This is a genomic window from Saccharothrix sp. NPDC042600, assembly GCF_040647305.1.
GTDB lineage: Bacteria > Actinomycetota > Actinomycetes > Mycobacteriales > Pseudonocardiaceae > Actinosynnema > Actinosynnema mutabilis.
Genome location: NZ_JBEZBW010000135.1, coordinates 1 through 19055, shown reverse-complemented (window position 1 = coordinate 19055; position 19055 = coordinate 1). Strand labels below are relative to the sequence as shown.

General features: G+C 73.7%; 18 protein-coding genes. 8 read left to right on the top strand and 10 right to left on the bottom strand.

What is annotated here, in order from left to right; translation table 11 throughout:
• Window positions 1–437: 437 nt before the first annotated feature.
• From AB0A74_RS39220 to AB0A74_RS39190, 7 genes are all read right to left on the bottom strand, one after another.
• Window positions 438–1301: a hypothetical protein gene (locus AB0A74_RS39220; protein WP_358257773.1), complete on the bottom strand. Its 864-nt coding sequence runs from the start codon at window positions 1299–1301 to the stop codon at window positions 438–440.
• Window positions 1302–1550: 249 nt separating this feature from the next.
• A complete protein-coding gene (locus tag AB0A74_RS39215; RefSeq protein ID WP_358257772.1) occupies window positions 1551–2021 on the bottom strand; it encodes a hypothetical protein in 471 nt (156 codons plus the stop codon).
• Window positions 2018–2560 carry a sigma-70 family RNA polymerase sigma factor gene (locus AB0A74_RS39210; RefSeq protein ID WP_358257770.1) on the bottom strand — a complete coding sequence of 181 codons (543 nt, stop codon included), beginning with the start codon at window positions 2558–2560 and terminating at the stop codon, window positions 2018–2020. Before AB0A74_RS39210 ends, AB0A74_RS39215 begins: the two co-directional genes overlap by 4 nt.
• 100 nt (window positions 2561–2660) lie before the next feature.
• Window positions 2661–4859: an FtsX-like permease family protein gene (locus tag AB0A74_RS39205; protein ID WP_358257768.1), complete on the bottom strand. Its 2199-nt coding sequence runs from the start codon at window positions 4857–4859 to the stop codon at window positions 2661–2663.
• 563 nt (window positions 4860–5422) lie between these two features.
• A complete protein-coding gene (locus AB0A74_RS39200) occupies window positions 5423–7738 on the bottom strand; it encodes an FtsX-like permease family protein (RefSeq protein WP_358257767.1) in 2316 nt (771 codons plus the stop codon).
• Between the two features lie 106 nt (window positions 7739–7844).
• Window positions 7845–8522, bottom strand: a complete 678-nt coding sequence (locus tag AB0A74_RS39195; protein ID WP_343934137.1) for an ABC transporter ATP-binding protein — start codon at window positions 8520–8522, stop codon at window positions 7845–7847.
• A complete protein-coding gene (locus AB0A74_RS39190) occupies window positions 8519–9040 on the bottom strand; it encodes a PadR family transcriptional regulator (protein WP_343934138.1) in 522 nt (173 codons plus the stop codon). The genes AB0A74_RS39195 and AB0A74_RS39190 overlap by 4 nt, the downstream gene beginning before the upstream one ends.
• A gap of 141 nt (window positions 9041–9181) precedes the next feature.
• Between AB0A74_RS39190 and AB0A74_RS39185 the strand changes: the two genes are divergently transcribed.
• The gene (locus AB0A74_RS39185) at window positions 9182–9727 is read left to right on the top strand and encodes a CGNR zinc finger domain-containing protein (RefSeq protein WP_358257766.1); all 546 of its coding nucleotides are present in this window, start codon (window positions 9182–9184) and stop codon (window positions 9725–9727) included.
• A 186-nt stretch (window positions 9728–9913) separates the two neighbouring features.
• On the opposite strand, the gene AB0A74_RS39180 is transcribed toward AB0A74_RS39185, so the two are convergent.
• Window positions 9914–11119, bottom strand: coding sequence for a DUF445 domain-containing protein (locus AB0A74_RS39180; protein ID WP_358257775.1), 1206 nt, complete (start codon window positions 11117–11119; stop codon window positions 9914–9916).
• Between the two features lie 80 nt (window positions 11120–11199).
• Here AB0A74_RS39180 and AB0A74_RS39175 point away from each other — a divergent pair, with 80 nt between their 5' ends.
• The gene (locus AB0A74_RS39175) at window positions 11200–12372 is read left to right on the top strand and encodes a pyridoxal phosphate-dependent aminotransferase (RefSeq protein ID WP_358257764.1); all 1173 of its coding nucleotides are present in this window, start codon (window positions 11200–11202) and stop codon (window positions 12370–12372) included.
• A 63-nt stretch (window positions 12373–12435) separates the two neighbouring features.
• Here AB0A74_RS39175 and AB0A74_RS39170 read toward each other — a convergent pair whose 3' ends face one another.
• Window positions 12436–14352, bottom strand: coding sequence for an NACHT domain-containing protein (locus tag AB0A74_RS39170; protein WP_358257763.1), 1917 nt, complete (start codon window positions 14350–14352; stop codon window positions 12436–12438).
• Window positions 14353–14425: 73 nt separating this feature from the next.
• On the opposite strand from AB0A74_RS39170, the gene AB0A74_RS39165 reads away from it, so the two are divergent.
• Window positions 14426–14899, top strand: coding sequence for a zf-TFIIB domain-containing protein (locus AB0A74_RS39165; RefSeq protein WP_358257761.1), 474 nt, complete (start codon window positions 14426–14428; stop codon window positions 14897–14899).
• Here the strand turns inward: AB0A74_RS39165 and AB0A74_RS39160 are convergent.
• Window positions 14896–16017, bottom strand: coding sequence for a protein-L-isoaspartate(D-aspartate) O-methyltransferase (locus AB0A74_RS39160; RefSeq protein WP_358257759.1), 1122 nt, complete (start codon window positions 16015–16017; stop codon window positions 14896–14898). The two genes, AB0A74_RS39165 and AB0A74_RS39160, sit on opposite strands and share 4 nt — an antisense overlap.
• A gap of 112 nt (window positions 16018–16129) precedes the next feature.
• Between AB0A74_RS39160 and AB0A74_RS39155 the strand changes: the two genes are divergently transcribed.
• From AB0A74_RS39155 to AB0A74_RS39135, 5 genes are all read left to right on the top strand, one after another.
• A complete protein-coding gene (locus AB0A74_RS39155; RefSeq protein WP_343934144.1) occupies window positions 16130–16516 on the top strand; it encodes a helix-turn-helix transcriptional regulator in 387 nt (128 codons plus the stop codon).
• 9 nt (window positions 16517–16525) lie between these two features.
• Entirely contained in the window at window positions 16526–17185 is a 660-nt protein-coding gene (locus AB0A74_RS39150) for a hypothetical protein (protein WP_358257774.1), read from the top strand.
• 82 nt (window positions 17186–17267) lie between these two features.
• Window positions 17268–17588: a DUF2516 family protein gene (locus AB0A74_RS39145; RefSeq protein ID WP_343934146.1), complete on the top strand. Its 321-nt coding sequence runs from the start codon at window positions 17268–17270 to the stop codon at window positions 17586–17588.
• Complete coding sequence (locus AB0A74_RS39140) at window positions 17585–18244, top strand: alpha/beta hydrolase (protein WP_358257757.1); 660 nt, start codon at window positions 17585–17587, stop codon at window positions 18242–18244. Before AB0A74_RS39145 ends, AB0A74_RS39140 begins: the two co-directional genes overlap by 4 nt.
• 9 nt (window positions 18245–18253) lie before the next feature.
• Window positions 18254–18799 (top strand): type 1 glutamine amidotransferase domain-containing protein, encoded by a 546-nt coding sequence (locus tag AB0A74_RS39135; RefSeq protein WP_358257756.1) that lies wholly within the window; start codon window positions 18254–18256, stop codon window positions 18797–18799.
• Window positions 18800–19055 lie beyond the last annotated feature (256 nt).

The following is a 19055-nucleotide window of genomic DNA, read 5'->3' as shown; positions in this document are numbered from 1 at the left end:
GCCGCCCCGGCCCCGCGGCCGGGGCCGCGCCGCCGGGGGCGGGGGGGGGGGGGGGCGCCCGGGGGGGGGGGGGCCCCCCCCCCCCCCGGGGGGGGGCCCCCCCCCCCCACGGCGGGAGCCGTGGACCTGCGGCGGGGACGCTCCAGGGATGGCGTCCCCGGCCGCAGGTTCCTCTGGGACCCCGTCGCCGCAGGGGCAGTGCGACGACGGGATCGTGCCCGTTCCTGCCGGGGCGCGGTCGGCAGGACGGGAAGCCTGGGGTGGTGCGGTGGGGAGGTGGCGCGAGCGGACTGCCCGGTGTGCCGCCCTGGCGCGGACGTCCTGCCGGCGTGCTTCGGCGCGCTTCCGGGCGGGTGCGTTCGGCGTCGTGACGTGCCGGTCGCGGGATCGCCGGGCGGGCCTTCGGCCGTGCCGAGGGCAGACGGGTCCCGCGTAACTCAGTCGGGTGACGTGCTCGGCAGGCCGGGGATGCTGCCGGGGGCGCGCCGGTCGTCCCGCCGCTCGACCCGCCAGACGGTGGGCGGCGCGAACCTGTCCTGACCGGTGGCCGACGCGATGACGCCGCCGCGGTGACCGCCGGACCCGTCGAGACCGCCCGCCGACGCCGAGGTCGGGGCGGTGGGCGCGGGGGCCTGCTGCGGAGCGGGCGTCGGGGTGAAGGGCTGCGGGTTCTCCCAGGTGGGAGTGGTGGCGTCCGGTTCGGTGACCGGCTGCCGGTAGGTGGGCTGGGCCGGTTCGGGGTCCTGCGGGACCGCGACCGGGGGTGCGGGCGGTTCGTCCGCCGGCGGGGGCGCGAGCGCGGCCTGGCGGGCGGCGGCCTTGGCCGCGACCTTCGCCTCGTACTGCTCGGCGGGCATGGTGTTGGAGATCGACCGGGGCGCGGTGGTGCTGTGCGAGCCGCCGGTGTGGCTGTACTGGCGGTCGTCCTCGTCCTGGTAGACCGGCACGTCCGGGTCCTCGCCGTCGTCCCCGCCGTCGTCCTCGTCCGGTCCGCCGAGGGCGGGCGCGGTGTGCGCCTGCACGTCGATCGGCGCGGCGTGCGTGGGCAGCGTGACGTGGTCGGGCAGGTCGATGGGGGCGCGCTCGGTGAGCGCCGCCAGGAGCTCGGCCGTAGCCGTGTGCTGCGGGTCCACCGCCAGGTTCACCGCGTCGAGTGGGTTCGACACCACGTCCGGGTGGTCTTGCTCGTCCGCCGCCGCGACCCCGCTGGAGAGCAGCCAGGCGACCGTCGCGAAGCCGCCCACGGCGAGCGCTCGGAGCAGCAGCGATCCGCTGCGGCGCGCCGCGTCGGGGACTGCCACTGGAGATCACCACCGTTCCGGGTACGGCGAACGGGACGGACCGTTCGAGGTCGACGTTCTGCTATGTCTAGCACTGGTCACCGCATTTTCGAACGATATGCCACGGAACCCACTCGGAAGGGCGGTGCCGTGCGGCTGTCCGGGTTGTCGCGCCCGTCCGTGAACACCGTCCGTCGTGTTCAACGGATCGAGTGACCGCCGATGTCCGGAGTGGACGGAGAGGCGAACGACCCTCGCGTTCGGACCGTGTCACGCGACGAACCACCGGGTGGCGGTGTCGGGTGCGCCTTCTCGGCGCAGCACGAACTTCAGCGGGCCGGTGGGGATGTCGTCGACGTGGAAGTGGCCGCCGGGGCCGAGCGGGGTGGTGTGCGCGCCGGTGGGCCAGCGGGTGAGGAGCGTGGTGCCCGTGTGCGCGAAGCCGGTGGCGTGCAGGCCGCCGGGGGTGGGTTCGAGGACGACGTCCAGGGCGGTGAAGCGCAGGGTGCGGGCGGTGCGCCGGCCGGCTGTGTGGTGATTGGCGGTGTGGGCGGAGTCGGTGATCAGTCGCGTGAGGACCGCGGTGGTGCGCCGGGTGAGCGCGGCTTCGGCTTGCGCGGCAACGGGTTCGGGCACGGGGTCCACTCGGGCGAACAGGTCGGCCAAGAGGACGAGCAGGTCGGTGTCGGACAGGAGGGGCGGGGCGGCGGTCAGGGCCGGTGCGGTGGTGTCGCGGGTCATCGGGTGGTCTCCTTGGCGAGGCGGCGGCGCAGGACGGTCAGGCAGCGGTGGCGGGTGGGGCCGAGGCTGTTCTTCGGGATGCCCGTCGCTTCGGCCAACCGGGTGAAGGTCAGTTCGGGGGCATGGGCGATCAGGTGCAGCAGTTCGCGGCAGCGGGCGGGCAGGGTGCGGTAGGCGCGCCACAGGCGGGTGCCGGTGTCGGCGGCCTCGGCCGCGTCCTCGGGCGTCGGCGACCCGTCGGGCAGGTGCAGGTCGGCCGGCTCCTCGCGTGCTCTCGTGCGCAGGACGGCCAGGCACTCGCGGCGGGCGGTGGTGACCAGCCACGCCGTGAGGCGCTCGGGGCGGCGGATGGTGGTCAGGTTCTCGGCCAGGATCAGCCAGGTGGCCTGGGTGACGTCGGCGGCGTCGTCCCGGGTGAGGCGGAACGACCGCGCCACCGCCCACACCAGGCGCAGGTGGCGGCGGACCAGTTCGTGCCACGCCTCCCGGTCGCCGAGGTGGGCCTGGGCCAGCAGCGCGGCGTTGGATCGATCTCGCATGTTCCACGTGAGGAACGCTCGCAGCGCCGGGATACCCGGTGCCGCTCGATGGTGTGGATCTTGGAACTGGGTGCCCGGTCCGGGCGTCTATGGGCGGTTCTCACTCGGTCCGGAGGCTGGCCGGGCGGATCGCGTGGCGCAGCGCGGGCATCGTGCACAGCGACACGATGAGCACGACCGCCGCCGCGCTGGCGACCGTGACGCCCAGCTCGGCCCAGTCGACGCGGAACAGGGCCGTGGGGACGACCAGCCACGCCGCGCCCAGGCCGACCGGGATGGCGAGGGCGATGCCCAGCGCGGTCGGGATCGCGGACTGCCACAGCGCGGCCTCGGCGAGCGTGCGGCGCGGGACGCCGTTGGCGGCGAGGACCGCGGTGTGCCGGCGGCGTTCCCACACCTGGTCCACGGCCGCCGCCGCGAGGCCGACCACGGCCAGCAGGACGAGCAGCGCCGAGCCGCCGATGACACCGCTGCGCAGGGACGTGAACAGCTCGACCTGGCCGGCCCGCGCGGTCACCCGCAGCACCACCGCCCGGTCGACGCGGCCGGTCGCGGCGAGCAGGTTGTCGCCGAACGCCCGGTCCGGCGGGCCGACCACGACCAGGCTGGTCGGCGGCACGGCGTCCAGCACCGGGTCCGCGCCGCTCGCGACGAACAGCGCCTGCGTCGAGCCGGGGACTTCGCGGTGCTGCGGCACGATCCACGTGTGCGCGCCGACGGTCAGCCGCGTGCCCGGCGCGGGGACGCCCGTGGTGCCGGCGGTGCGGTAGGCGGCGCCCGGGGCGCAGTCGGTGACCTTGAGGCGGTCGGCGAGCTCGGCGCAGTCGGTGCTGATGACGACGGCGGGCAGTTCGCCGCGCGGTTCGAGGGTGCGCACCTCGCTGACCCGCCGCACGCCGCCGACCAGCGCGATCGCCTCCTCCAGCGAGCGGACCGGGGTGTGCTCGCCGACGTCGAGCAGCCACCGGTGGGGTTCGGCGCGGGACTCCAGTTCGGCGGCCGCGGTGACCTGGGCGGCGACGCCGAGCAGGACCTGGAGCGTGAGCGAGCCGGTGAGGACGACCACGACGCCGGCCAGCACGCGCGGGGTGCCCGCGTCGAACCGCAGGCCGCGCACGGCCAGCATCGGCGCGACGGCTTCGGGGTGCAGGCGGTGGGCGACCAGTCCGACGAGCCACGGCAGGACGGCCCCGGTGCCCGCGAGGACGAGCCCGATGCCCGCGCCGAGGCCGACCGCGGTCGCCGAGTCCGCCCAGACCTCGTGGAACGACGCGACCGCCGACACCGTCAGCAGCACCGCCGCGCCCGCGCCGAGCAGCGCGAACCGCCACCAGGCGCGGCGGGCGGGCGTCCGCGTGGCGCGGTGCAACCCGAGCGGCCCGATGTCCACCGTGCGCAGGGCGACCAGCGCCGACACCACCGCGACCACCGGCACCCCGACCGCGATGAGCGCGCCGAGCACCGGGTCGGGCAGCAGGTCGGTCGGGAAGAACCCGACCCCCTCGACCTCGATGAACCGCGCCAGGGGGCGGGCGGCGAAGAACAACGCGACCCCGACGAACAGCCCGAGCACGGCCCCGGTCAGCGTCTCGCCGCTGGCGATGCGCCGGACCTGGGCGCGGCTGGCCCCGACCAGTCGGATCGCGGCGAGGCGGCGGTCGCGGCCGGTCGCGCCGAGGCGGGTGGCGACGAGCACGAAGATGCCGAGGGGGACGAGCAGCGCGCCGATCGCCGTGACCATGAGCAGGCGGTAGGCGGGCAGGAGGGTCGGGCCGGGCCGGTCGCCGCCGAACCCGTCGACGGGGGTGGCGTCGGCGGCGTGGACGTCCGCGAGGCCGGCGTAGAAGAGCAGCGACTTGGGGCGCGGCAGGCCGGCGTCGGCGATGACGCCGATGACCCGTTCCGGGAAGCGGGCGCGCACCGAGTAGTCGGTCTGGATCAGGTGCAGCAGTTCCGGCGACACCACCACCTCCCCCGGCTGCGGCAACCGCCCCACGCCGGGCGGGGTGGGTGCCCCGTCCCGGGTGGCGGCGACCTCGACCCCGACGATGTGCCGCCCCTGCCAGGACACGACGACGTCCCGCGCGCGCAGGGCAGCCCCGTCCCCGGCGGTGACCGGCGCGGCGGCCCGCACCCGCTCGGACTTGGCCTCCCGAGCCGGCCCGACGGAGGCGGCGAGCAACAACACGACCACGCCGAGCCCGACCCCGGCGGCGGTGAGCGCCAACCTGGCCCACGAGGTCCGGCTGCCCCCGACAGCCAACCGGACCCCGAGCACCAGATCGGCGACCCACCTCACCCAAGCCGCCCAACGCGGACGACCAGCCCCGGCGACCAACACCCGACCCCCACACTGATGAAGACGCACCAAACCCCGATCAGGTGGCACCCGACGACGCACTTCCCGCCACCCGCCACCCCACCCAAGACACACATGCCCCCGATCCCGCTGCACGCCCCACTCGGCCCGCGACAGGCCACCAGCCCCACCCCGCCGCCGGGGCTGCCGCCGCCGGGGCTGCCGCCGCCGGGGCTGCCGCCGCCGGGGCTGCCGCCGCTGCCCCGAGCCCCTGCGCCGCAGCGTGCCGAGCTGCCGAGCCGAGCGCGCCGCGCCGTTGAGCCTCGCGCCGAGCTGAGCCGAGCGCGCCGCGCCGTTGAGCCTCGCGCCAAGCAGCCGAGCCGCGCCGCCGAGCCCCGGGCCGCTGAGCCCTGCGCCGAGCAGCGCCGCCGCCCGCCGCCCTGCCGCCCGCCCTGCCGTGCGCCGCCGAGCCGGGCCGCCGAACTGCCGCCCTGCTCCGCCCCCGCCACTGCCCGACTGCGGCGTCCTGCCGTGTTCGCCGGGCTGTTGGCGGGGGCGGTGGGTTATTCCGAGCGCAGGCCCAGAGCGCCTGTGGCTCGGCGTAGGGAGGGCAGGGTCAGGGCGGTCACCGCTGCTACCAGCGTGGCGGCGGCTGCGGTCAAGATGGCCATGCCCGTCCAGTCCAGCTTGATCGGTTGCGCCACGATCCGCAGCAACAGCACCGCCAAGCCGCTGCCGATGGCGATCGACACCACCAGCGCCAGCGTCAACGGCACCGCGTTCTGCCACAGCAAGGACCGGCCCAACGCGCCCCTCGGCACACCGCTCGCCGCGAGCACCGCCAGCGGCCGGCGGCGTTCGCGCACCTGTTCCAGGGCCAGCACCAACAGACTTGCGCCCGCGAGGAGGAGGGTGACCAGGGAACCGGCCAGCAAGCCCTGGCGGATGCTCTGGAACTGCTTGATCCGCTCGGTCGGGTCCGACGCGCCGAAGTAGTAGGCGTACGACCGCCACGTCATCGACGCCATCGCGTTGCGCACGTGTTCCGCGATGTCCTGCTGTTTCGGGTCCACCTTCACCAGGACGGTCAAGCGGGACAACGGAAAACCCAGGTCGCGCACTGCCGCCGGGGTCAGGAGCAGGCCGCCGCCGGCGTGTTCCTTGAACTCCGCGGGCGGGCCGACGCGGGTGTACGCCGGGATCGTCCACTGTGGACCGAGTCGTTCCTCGCTGCCGAAGCCGTCGAACAGGGTCACCTTGGTGCCCGGCAGTTCCCGCTGCGCGTCGGCCGGGTCGCGGTGGCCCTGCTCGTCCACCATGTAGAACACGTCGCCGTCCTCGCAGCTCGGCAGCGTGGCCTGCGTGGTCAGCGCCTCGCACGACGCGACGGTCGCGGACTGGTGGCGGTCGTCCCCGACGAACTTGTACTGCAGCGACCACATCGGGTGCACGCGCTCCACGCCCGCCGCCCGTTCGATCCGCTCGATGGCGCTGTGGGCGCCCTCCGGCGGGGAGTCCGCCAGGTTCACCATGAGCCGCGTGCGGTCGGCCTCTTCGATCGGCCGCTCCAGGATCTTGCTCTCCGCGCTCGCCAGCACGGACTGCAACGCGATCCCGCCCGCCAGCACGACCGCCACCCCGCCGACCACGCGCGCCGCCGTGCCGCTCTCCAACTGGAGCCGGCGGATCGCGAGCTGCCACGACGGCGCACCGCCGCGCAGCCGCCCGACCGCGCACTCCACCACCCACGGCAGCAGCAGCGGGATGCTCAGCAGCAGCGACAGGATGCCGCCGACCACGATGGTCGTGCTGCCGTTCTGCTCCGAACCGCCCAGCGCCTCGGACTGGCTGAGCAGCGCCACCGTGCCGACGAAGATCGGGATCGTGCGCCACCACATCACCCGCCGCACCGGCTTGGCCCGCCGCACCACGCCGAGCGGCTCGACCACCGTGCGGCGCATGGCGACGATCGACGTGACCACCGCCAGCACGGGCACCAGCACCCCGATCAGCACGGCCAGCCACGGTGACGGCGCGACGTCGCTGACGAACACGCTGACGCCCATCAGCTGCAGCTCCTCGACGAACTGCCGCGCCACCAGGAACAGCACCACGCCGACCGCCAACCCGGTGAACGCGCCGAGCAGCGCCTCCCCGGCCGCGATCCGCCGCACCCGGTGCGCGCCCGCCCCGACCAGCCGCAGCGCGGCCAGCCTGCGGTCCCGCTCGGCGCCCGCGAGCCGGGTGCTGATCCCGACGAACACCAGCACCGGGAACAGCAGCGCCACCACGCCGATCATGATCAGCAGCGACAGGATCGGGTCCAGCTCCCGGTCCTGCCCCTCGCCGCCGAACGCCAGGACCGCCCGTTCGGGCTCGCGCGGCACCGTCGCGTCGCCCGCGATGAACACCAGGTCGTGCGGCGCGTTCAACGCGTCCTGGCCCAACAGCCCGATGCGTTCCTGCGGGAACCGCTCGCGCAGCAGCTCGCCGGCGGGCGAGTCGAGCAGCTTCGCCAGCTCGGGGGACACCAGGAGCTCGCCGTCGCCGGGCACCCTCGACGCGCCCGGCGGGACCGGCGCGCCCGGTCCGGTGGCCACGACGAACCGGCCGTCGATCCCGCGCCCGCGGAAGTCGGTGAACCAGCGCCGCTCGTACAGGGCGTCCTGCCCCGGCCGGGGCTCGCCCAGCACCGGCGTGGACGCCGCGTCGCGCGCCTCGCGCGACTCCAGCATGGACGGCACGGCCGACGCCGTGAGCAGCACCGCGACCCCGATGCCGATGCCCGCGCCCGTGAGGGCGAGCCGGACCCACGACGTGCGCCCACCGCCCAGGGCGAGCCGCACGCCCAGCAGCAGGTCGGTGAACCAGAGCTTCACCACGACCTCCCGCAGGCGGCCCGCGACCGACCCGGGAGGGCCGCGGTGACGCGCTTCAGCACGGCCACGCGGACGCGGCCGGACAGCCGGGAGCGCAGCGGCGACGTCATCGGACCGGCTCCACTTCCCGGGAACGCCCGTCGCGCACCACGACCTCGCGGTCGGAGTACGCGGCGACCCGCGCCTCGTGGGTGACCAGCACGACCGCCGCGTTGGTCTCCTTCGCCGCCGTGGTGAGCAGCTGCATCACGCGCTCGCCGTTGAGCGAGTCCAGCGCGCCCGTCGGCTCGTCGGCGAACACCACCCGCGGCCCGGTGACCAGCGCCCGCGCCACGGCCACCCGCTGCCCCTGCCCGCCGGACGTCTCGCCCGGGCGCTTGTCGGCCACGTCGGCGACCTCCAGGCGCTCCAGCCAGGACCGCGCCCGCGACTCCGCCTCCTTGCGCTTCACGCCGCCCAACCGCAGCGGCAGCGCCACGTTCTCCAGGCAGCTCAGCTCCGGCACGAGCTGCCCGAACTGGAACACGAACCCGAAGTCGGTGCGCCGCAGCTCGCTGCGCTCCCCGTCGGCCATCGCGCTCAGCTCGACGTCCCGGTACCGGACCACGCCCGAGTCGGGCGTGAGGATGCCCGCCAGGCAGTGCAGCAGCGTGGACTTGCCCGACCCGGACGGCCCCATCACGGCCACCACCTCGCCCGGGTGGACGCTCAGCCCCGCGCCGTCCAGCGCGGGCGTGGGCCCGAACGACTTGCGCAGGTCGACGGCCTCCAGCAGCGCGCTCACCGGACCACCTCCGAGAGCTGGCCCAGCCGGGCGGCGGTCAGTTCGAGCCACCGGAGGTCGGCCTCCAGGTGGAACAGGGCGTGGTCGCAGATGAGCTGGTCGGCCAGGTCGCCCTCGGCCTTGCGCCGGGTCAGCTCGCGCATGGTGCGCAGGTGGGCGGACCGCTGCACGTCGAGCACCTCGTCCGCGCTGCGACCGGACAGCAGCGCCAGCACGACCTTGGCGTACAGCGTGTTCTGCAGGTAGGGCTCCGGCTTCTCCGGTGTGCCCAGCCACTGCTCCACGTCCGTGACGCCCGCGTCGGTGATGGCGTACCGCTTGCGCTCGGGACCCTCCCCGGCCTCCACCCCGGCCTCCTCGACGAGGCCGTTGCGCAGCAGCCGGGACAGGGTCGTGTAGACCTGCCCGTAGTGCAGCGGCCGGTCGTGGCCGAAGCGCTCGTCGTAGGCCTTCTTGAGGTCGTATCCGTGCGAGGGACCCTTCTCCAGCAGGCCCAGCAGGGTGTGTCCGATCGACATGGGACCGACTATACACACGATGTATACACGGGGTGCATAGCCTGATCGGCGGTCATCCGGTCGGGCAAAATAGCTAACCAGCGAAAATCAGTTGACGGTTACTTCGCCACATCGGGACGCCTCGACGCCTACAGTGGAGGGGTGACTGGTCTGGCGGCCGGCTGGGACCACGCGGCTCTCGCGCAGGGTCGAGCCGGCGATGCGGAACACGATGTGGAGCTGCTGCTCGCTTTCCTCAACACCCGAGACGTCGAACTGGGCACGGACGTCCTCGACGACGCCGCGGCCTGGCGCAGGTGGGTCGCCGACCGCGGCCTGGGAGACGTGGGCGACCTGGCGCAGGCCCGCGCCGTCCGCACCTCGCTGCGGGCCTCGCTGGGCGAGCGGTCCGAACGCCTCGACGGCCCCGACCCCACTCCCGCGGCGGGCTTGATCAGGGTGGACCTGAGTCACGGCGTGCCGATGATGTCGAGCGAGGACGCGCTGGGCGCGGTCCTGGGCGCGGCGGCGCGGCTGGCGGTGCTCGGGTCGTGGGAGCGGTTCAAGATCTGCCAGGCGGACGGCTGCCTGTGGGCCTTCTTCGACCGCTCCCGGAACCGCTCGCGCATGTGGTGCTCGATGCAGGTGTGCGGGAACCGCGAGAAGGCCCGCAACTGGCGGGAACGGCGCGCGCTCAGCGTTTCGTAAGCCGGGGGCTGGGCTGGGCCGAGGCTGGGCCGGAGGTGCGGCGGGCCGGGCCGCGGCGCGCTGCCGGAGTTCGTGCGCGGGTGGGCGCTGCGCTGGTGGCCGCCTGCGCGGCGGGCTCGGAGTGGTCGCTGGGCGCGGTCGGCTGTGCCATGCCGGTCCGCCGCACCCGCGTGTCACCCGCGTGTGTCACACCACGAGCTGGCCCACCGTGTAGATCACCAACCCGGCCAGCGCGCCCACCACCGTGCCGTTGATCCGGATGAACTGCAGGTCCCGCCCGACCTGCAGCTCGATCTTGCGCGACGTCTCCTCGGCGTCCCACCGCTCGACCGTGTCCGTGATCAACGTCGTGATCTCGTGCCGGTAGTTCGACACCACGTGCCCCGCCGCGCCCTCCAGCCAGCCATCGACCTTGGCGCGCATCGTCTCGTCCTCCACCAACCGCCGGCCGAACGACATCAGGCCCTCGCGCACGCGTTTGCGCAGCTCGGACGACGGGTCCTCGGCGGCGGTCAGGAGCATGCCCTTCGCCGTGCCCCAGGCTGACCCGATCAGGCGTTGCACGTCCGGGTGATCGATGACCTGCTGCTTCACGTTCTCCGCGCGTTGCATGGTGGCCGGGTCATGTTGCAGGTCCGCCGAGAACTCGATCAGGAAGTGGTCCACCGCCTGCCGCATCGGGTGGTTGACGTCGGTCTTCACCGCCCACGCGAAGTTGAGCAGCTCCGAGTACACCTTGTCCGCCAGCAACGAGTCCACGAACTTCGGCGACCATGTCGGCGCGCGGTCCGACACCACGGTCATGACCCGGTCGTAGTTGTCGCGCACCCAGTCGTAGGCCCGGTCGCACATCAGGTCCACCAGCTTGTGGTGCGCCCCGTCGGTCAGCACCTGACCGAGCAGCTTGCCCAGCGGCGGGCCCCACGGCTGGTCGGTCAGCCGCCGCACCACGGCCTGCTCCACGATCGCCTGCACGTCGTCGTCCCGCAGCACGGTGACCGCGCCCTTGATGACGTTGGCCAGCTCGGACGTCACCCGTTCGGCGTTCTCCGGCACCGCCACCCACGCCCCGACCCGCTGCGCCACCCCGACCCGGCGCAGCTTGTCCTTCACGACGTCCTCGGCCAGGAAGTTCGTCCCGACGAACGACCCGAGCGCGTCGCCGAAGGTGTTCTTCCTGGTCGGGATGATCGCCGTGTGCGGGATCGGCAGCCCCAGGGGCCGCCTGAACAGCGCCGTCACGGCGAACCAGTCCGCCAGCGCGCCCACCATCCCGGCCTCGGCCGCCGCGCGCACGTACCCGATCCACGCGGGTCCGCCGTCCTCGAAGACCAGGGCCACCAGGAAGATCGCCGTCGCCGCGAGGAAGAAGCCCGTGGCGACGAGCTTCATCCGGCGCAGGCCCGCGCGCTTGAGCTGGTCAGCGGCCGTCAGTTGCTCCACGACGCCATTGTCCGTGAAGATTCGGCGTTGTGCGGGAACCAGCGCTTGTCACCAGGATGCGGCCGTTCACCTCGACGATCTTCGCGGAGATGACCGCGTTGGCGGTCCGCACCGGGGCGGTGAACCTCGGGCAGGGCTTCCCGGACACCGACGGCCCGGCCTCGATGCTGGCCGTCGCCAAGGAGTCCATCGACGGCGGCCTCAACCAGTACCCGCCCGGTCCGGGCATGCCCGTGCTGCGGCAGGCCATCGCCGAGCACCGCGCGCGGTACGGCACGCGGTACGACCCGGACACCGAGGTCCTGGTCACCGTGGGCGCCACCGAGGCCATCGCGGCGTCGCTGTTGGCGCTGGTCGAGCCGGGTGACGAGGTCGTGCTGATCGAGCCGTACTACGACTCTTACGCGGCGTGCGTGGCGCTCGCGGGCGGGACGCGCCGGTCGGTCGGCCTGGTCGAGGAGCCGGGCACCGGTCGGCTGGGCCTGGACGTCGGGGCCCTGCGCGCGGCGATCGGTCCGCGCACGAAGACGATCCTGGTCAACACGCCGCACAACCCGACCGGCACCGTGCTCAACCGGGACGAGCTGGCCGAGATCGCCCGGCTGTGCGTCGAGCACGACCTGGTCGCGATCACCGACGAGGTGTACGAGCACCTGGTCTTCGACGGCCTGGAGCACGTGCCGCTCGCGTCCCTGCCGGGGATGGCGGAGCGGACCGTCGCGATCTCGTCGGCCGGCAAGTCGTTCAACTGCACCGGCTGGAAGATCGGCTGGGTGTGCGCGCCCGCGCCGCTGGTCGGGGCGGTGCGGGCGGCGAAGCAGTTCCTGACGTTCGTCGGCGGCGCGCCGTTCCAGCCGGCCGTGGCGCACGCGCTGCGCAACGAGCTGGAGTGGGTCGAGGAGCTGCGGACGTCGCTGCAGGACAAGCGCTCGCGCCTGGCCGAGGGCCTGACCGAGGCCGGCTTCGCGGTACGGCCTTCCGAAGGCACGTACTTCATCACCGCCGACGTCCGGCCGCTCGGGTTCACCGACGGGCTCGAACTGTGCCACGCCCTGCCGGAGCGCATCGGCGTCGCGGCGGTGCCGGTGCAGGTCTTCACCGACCACCCCGAGCAGTGGCAGCACCTGGTCCGGTTCGCGTTCTGCAAGAAGGACGAGGTGCTCGACGAGGCCATCCGCCGCCTGCACAAGCTCAACGCCTGACGGCGCCGGGCGTCCGGCCGCACACCGCCCGGCGCCAGGCGTCCGGCCGCACACCGCCCGGCGCTAGGCGTCCGACCGCACCTCGGCCCGGGCGCCTGCCAGCCGTTCCTGCACCAACGCGTGGCGGAACTGGTAGCAGGCGCCCGCCTGGCGCAGCACGCCCAGCTTGCGGGCGTCCTCCAGGAAGACCATCAGCTCCCACGGCAGCCTGCCGCGCATCGCCAGCCAGATGCGGGCCACGGTGAACCACCACCAGCGCAGGTGCAGCACGGACAGCGTGAACCCCAGCATCAACCCGCTGGCCAGCCCCAACCCGACCATCCCGGACTGGTGCGGCCCGAACACCAGACCCGCCGCCGCGCCGAAGACCACCGCCAGCACCAGCGACCCCGTCCACACCGCCACCCGGTCCCGGGCCATCGTCCACTTCGGACTCGACGGGTGGGTCAGCTCGGCGCTGTCGGCCAACGCGAACCGCAGCGCCACGGCCACCGCCAACCCCAGCCCGACGACCAGCCCCGCCGACAACCCGTACAGCGCGCCGAAGACGAGTCCCAGCGCCGTGCCCAGCACCCCGCTGACCACGACCAGGCTCCGCCACACCCCCAAGCGCGGCTTGGGTTCCCGCGTCCCCGAGGCGTGCAGGGCGGCGGCGGCCACGAGCAGGCCCGCGGCCAGGCCCGTCCACGGGGCGAACTTCGGCGAACTGGCGTACGCCATCAGCCACGCCACCCCGACGCCGCCGATCGTGCCCAGCGACAGCGCGCCCAGCAGCGCCAGCCACGTGCCGCGCACCGACCGCCGCACCCGCCACCAGGCGATGTCCTCCATGCCCGCTTCCCGCGCCAGGAACGCCAGCCAGCGCCGCGCCTTGTCGCGCGGCCACACCTGGCTGACCCGCGCCTGGTGCGCCACGCCCTTGTCGCCGAACGCCCCGTCCACCAGCGCGTCCACCAGGTGGTCCTCGATCGAGCGGCGGTCCGGGAAGCGGCCCCGGTCGAGCAGTTCGCTGGGCTCGCCGTGCGCGTAGACGACGCCCGCGAGCCACACCGCCAGCGGCGTGGACAGGGCGTCGGCCAGCCGGCCGTCCGGTTCGTCGCGCAGGTGCAGGAAGATCGGTTCCCAGCGGGCGGCGGTGAGCGGGTCGGCGCGGGCGCGCAGGTAGCCCGCGATCTCCTCGTGGTCCAGCGGTTGCAGCTCCACCACGTCCGCCGCCGGCACCACCGCGCCCAGTTCGGCGAACTCGTCGAACCGGCTGGTCAGCACCAGCGGTGACGACTTGGGGAAGGCCCGGTTGATCCGCTCCAGCGCGTCCGCCCGCTTCTCGCGCGGGATGCGGTCCAGGCCGTCGAGCACCGGGAACACCCGCCGCTGCTCGACCAGCAGGTCGGCCGCGTAGCTGCCGTACAGCTCGGTGTTGCGCAGGGCCGGGTGGTCCTCGTAGAGCCGGTGGGTCATCCACGTCCGCACGTCCTCGACGTCCGGGTCCCACGTGGACAGCGGAAGCAGCACGGGCACCGGTCCGCCGGCGTGGCGGTCGAGCAGGCCGATGGTCAGCAGCATCGCCACGGTGCTCTTGCCGGACCCGGCCTCGCCGAGGAACACCATCCGCCGTTCCCGCTCGAACGCGCCCACCACGGCGTCGCTGCGCCCCGGTCGGCCCTGCGCGGAACTCCAGTGCAGGTCCAGCAGGTCGTCGCCGAGGCCGCGGGCGCGGCACTCCTCGGTCCACTGGGCGTGCAGGGCGCGGGCGAGCGCGTCCACCGCCGCGTCGAGGTTGTCGTCGGTGGCCAGGCCGGCCGCGCGCCTTCGGTGCAGCCACGGGTCGAACGCGGCGAGGAACGCGAGGAACCCGACCGCCAGCCCGGACAGCCACAGGTCGGGGTCGATGCCGTAGTCGGTGACGAACAACCCGGCCGCCGCGAGCAGGGCGGCCAGGACACACCCCACGAGCACGGCGCGTTGGCGAAATCGGGACACGGAGGCATCATGACCCACCCGTCACCCCTGGTGGTGACGCGGTCACCCCCGTGTCGTGCGTACGCTCGGGTGTGTGACCTGTCCCAAGTGCCAGCAGGAGATGCGCACCATCACCCGCGGGTCGGTGCACATCGACCAGTGCGAAAACTGCAAGGGCGTGTTCCTCGACGGCGGTGAGCTGGAACAGATCATCGCGGCCGAGCAGGCGCACTACGACGCCCAGCCCCCGGCCTACCAGGACGGACCGGGCGCGCCACCCGCCTACCAGGACGGACCCGGCGTGCCGCCGGCGCACCAGGGCGCACCTCCGGCCTACCCGGGTTCGCCCGGCCCGCCCCCGGCGTACCAGGCGCCGCCGCCGTACCCGGGTCAGCCCGGTGTGCCGCCCGCCCAGCCGGGCACGCCGCCCGCCTACCAGCCGCCGCCGGGCACGCCCGCCGGCGCGCCGCCCCCGGCCTACCCGGGCGGCTACCAGGACTACCGGCACCAGCCGCAGCACCACCCGCACCGCCGCCGGCGCAGCTTCCTGGAGGAGCTGTTCGACTAGATCGGCCAGGTCCGGGTGGAGCCGTCCAGGGCGAACCACTGGGCGTCCCCGGTCGCCGTGAAGGTGAAGTGCCGGCGACCGGGGCGGCCCAGGCCGCGCCAGGTCCGGTAGGCCTCCTCGGCGACCGTCCACAGCTCGCGCGGACCGCCCTGGTCCACGACCGACCCGTTGTGGCGCACCCATGATCCGTCCGCGTGCGCCAGCCGGACGGGGTCGCCGGCGGCCACCACGTCCGGCAGCGCCAGGCCGGCGAAGAACTCGAAGCCCGACACCGGGTCCACCACGGTCCGCGCCGGCAGCGGTGTGGTGCGCGAGGTTTCCGCCCGCGCGTGCAGGGCGTCCTCCAGGGCCTGGTCGGCCCAGGCGTGGTGGTGCGCCCGCAGCGGCATGAAACGGCCGTCGTCCGGCAGCACCCGGCCGGTCGCCACGCCGTCGCGCACCACCAGGCGCACCAGGCCCGCGCCCAGCGCCCGGTTGAACGTCGTCACGATCACCCCGCCCGGCTCCACCTGGTCCAGCCACGCCACCGGCACCCGCGACACCGCGCACGTCCCGAGCACCCGCGAGTACGGCGCCCGCGCCGGGTAGCCCAGTTCGCCGTCGGACGCGGAGCAGTGCGGCCGGTGGCCCGCGACCGCCAGCGCCGCCACGGCCCGCGCCGACACGCCCGGGTCCACGTCCACCGAGGTCACCGCGTCGTCGCCGAGCACGTGGCACAGCAGGGCCGCGTTGTACCCGGTGCCCGTCCCGATCTCCAGGACGGTGTCCCCGCGCCGCACGTCCAGCGCCTCCAGCATGATCGCCATGATCGTCGGCATGCTCGACGAGCTGGTGGGTACACCGTGCACGGGGCCGGAGCGGAGTGCTTGCTCCCAGGCGGCGTCCGACCCGTCCAGCTGGGTCACGCACACCTGGTTCCGGTAGACCAGCGCCAGGTGCTCCGGCGCGTCGGCGGTGACCGCCCGCCACGTGCCGCCGGGGCCGGGCGCGAAGAACCCCGGCAGGAAGACGTGCCGCGGGACCTCGCGAAACGCCGCGACCCACCGCGGGTCGGCGAGCACGCCGGCGGCCAGGAGCGAGTCGACCAGCTCGTCGCGGAGGTTCACGGCCGGGTCCACCGCCCCACGGTAGCGCTGTGGGCGAGCCCACGTCCGGTCCGCTAGCAGAGCGCTTGCAACTGCTAGCACCCGCGCGTACCGTCGAAGGCGGGACGAGGAGGTGCCGCGAGACGTGGACAAGTCCATCGACAAGGCGGTCGCCGACCTGGGTCGCGACATCGGCGAGTACATCCGCCAGCAGCGCAACACCGCCAAGATCTCGTTGCGCCAACTGGCGAAGCTCGCCGGGGTGTCCAACCCTTACCTCAGCCAGATCGAGCGGGGCCTGCGCAAGCCGAGCGCGGAGATCCTCCAGCAGATCGCCAAAGGGCTGCGGATCTCGGCGGAGGCGCTGTACGTCGAGGCCGGGATCCTGGAACAGCGCGAGGGCGGCGCGCTGGCCGACGCCATCGTCACCGCCCCGGACCTGACCGAGCGGCAGAAGCAGGTGCTGCTCGACGTCTACGAGTCGTTCCGGCGGGAGAACGCCGCGAAGAACACAGACCACACCGAGGAGTGAGTGATCTCCATGCCGAACCTGCCCACCACCGAGGAACTGCGCAAGGCCGGCGAGCAGGCCGTGGCCGCCGCCCGGACGCCGCTGCTGGCCGCGCTGGGCGCCGGTGACCTGGCCGCGAAGGCCGTCATCGAGGCGCTGAACAAGGCCAAGGAGCGCGTCGAGGCGGGCAAGAACGCCGCCGAGTCGACCGACTTCACCGGCCTGAAGGAGAAGTTCGACCCGGCCGAGCTGCGCAAGGTCGTCGACGCCTACACCCAGTCCGCGCTCAACCTGTACCAGTTCCTGGCCGAGCACGGCCAGGAGGCGCTGGACAAGCTGAAGTCGCAGCCGCAGGTCCAGAAGGCCCTGCACCAGGTGGAGGAGGCCGTCGAGACCGCGCAGAAGCGCACCGGCGCCGCCGCGACCGAGGCCCGCGAACTGGCCGACGACGTGCTCGGCAAGGTCACCCGCCGCACCCGGTCGGTCGGCGAGAAGGTCGCCAGCGACGTGGACGACGCCAGCGAGAAGCTCGCCGAGGCGGTCGTGGAGGTCGGCGGCGACGTGGCCCACGAGGTCCGCAGCACCACCCGCAAGGCCGCGAACCGCACCGCCGCCGCGCGCACCCAGCCGGCCCGCAAGCCGGCGACCACCCGCGCCACCACGCCGAAGAAGCCCGGCACCGCCAAGTAAGACCCGAGGTCACGGGGCGTTCCGCAGGGGACGCCCCGTTTCGGCTGTACGCCGCCGCCGCGCAGCACGTAGCCTGGGAGTCGTGTTGTTCCCCATCCCGCCCCTGGACCTGTCGCTGCTCGACGTCTGGGTCATGTTCCTGGCGTACTACGCCGGGCTGATCACGGGTGTTTTCGCGTTCGCGCACGCCTTGTCGCAGCGGGCGGACGCCTTCACCGCGGCGGAACGGCTCACCAAACCCGCCTGGCTGGGCATCACCGGCGGCGGCACGTTCGCGCTGCTGCTGTTCAGCCTCGCCGGCCCCGGGCTGATGTTCTGGCTCGCCGGGCTGGTGGCGGTGATCGTCTACCTGGTGGACGTGCGGCCCCGCCTGATCGAGGTCCAGCGCGGCCCGCGGTGGTGACGTACCGGACCTTCGGGTCCGGCGCCCCGGTCACCCTCGTCGGCCACGGCCTCGGCGCGACCCCCGGTGAGGCGCGCCTGCCCACGACCGGCCTGCGCGGCACGAAGGTCGTGGTCACCCTGCCGTCGCACGGCGACGCCCCCGACGCCCCGCCGGGTTATTGGGACTACCGGCGCATCGCGGCCGACCTGAAGTCCGTGGCCCGCGAGACCGGCGCCACGCAAGCCGTCGGTGTCTCCCTCACCTCGGCCGCGCTGATCGCACTGCTGGCTGAGGAACCGGACGCGTTCGACAGGGTCGCGCTGCTGCTCCCCGCCGTCCTGGACGAGCCACGCCGGCTGCTGGCCCGCGAATTCGCGATCACCGTGATCGGCGGTCCGCCTGAGTACCAGGCCGAGCGTCGGCAGGCTTTCACCCGCCTGGACGACGCCCTGGCCGAACTGCCCGGGGAGGTCGCCGTCGCCGACCGGTCGGTGTTGGAGAACGTGCGGATCCCGGTGCTGGTCGTGGGCGCGACGGAGGACCCGTTGCACCCGGAGAACATCGCGAAGGACACGGCCGCCGCGTTCCCGAACGGGCGACTGGAACTGGTCCCGTCGTGGCTGACGCACCGCGCCGACGTCCGCACGTGGTTGGTCGACTTCCTGCACGGGTAGCCGAACGGCATGGCCGAACAGAAGAAGATCGCATTCCTGGTCGACACGGAGGGCATCGAGCAGGTCGAGTTGACCGATCCGTGGGCCCACGTCGAGAAGGCGGGCGCGGTCCCCAGGCTGCTCGCGCCGAAACTCGGCAAGGTGAGGGCCTTCGAGCACCTCACCCCGGCCGACGAGTTCGAGGTGGACGTGCCGTTCGCCCACGCCGACCCCGCCGACTACGACGGGATCGTGATCCCGGGCGGCGTCGCGAACGCGGACTTCCTGCGGATGGACCGCGACGCGGTCCGGTTCGTCCAGGCGCACGTCGCGGCGGGCAAGCCGATCGCGGCGATCTGCCACGGGCCGTGGCTGCTGGTCGAGGCGGACGTGGTGCGGGGGAAGATGCTCACGTCGTTCCCCAGCCTGGCCACGGACATCCGCAACGCGGGCGGGCAGTGGGACGACCTGGAGGTCCAGGTCTGCCACATGAACGGGTGGGACCTGGTGACCAGCCGGAAGCCGGACGACCTGCCGGCGTTCAACCGCGAGGCGTTGAAGGCGTTCGGGCTCTAGCCGACACCCCCCATACGGCCTCCGCCGCCGGCAGTTTGACGCTCGCGCGAAGCGCGGCGCCCGCCGCGCAGCGGCGTGCTTTTGGTTTGGGCTCCCAGCCACAAGGGGCCTTCGTGTTCCCCACCGTATGACCTGCCCGAAGGGCTACCACAGATTTCCCTGGGTGCCGCCGAAAGTTTTGCGAGGAACGAGCAAAAGTTTTAGCGGCACCCGGGGAAATCTGTGGTTGGCTCCGCCAGGTCATGCGGTGGGGAAC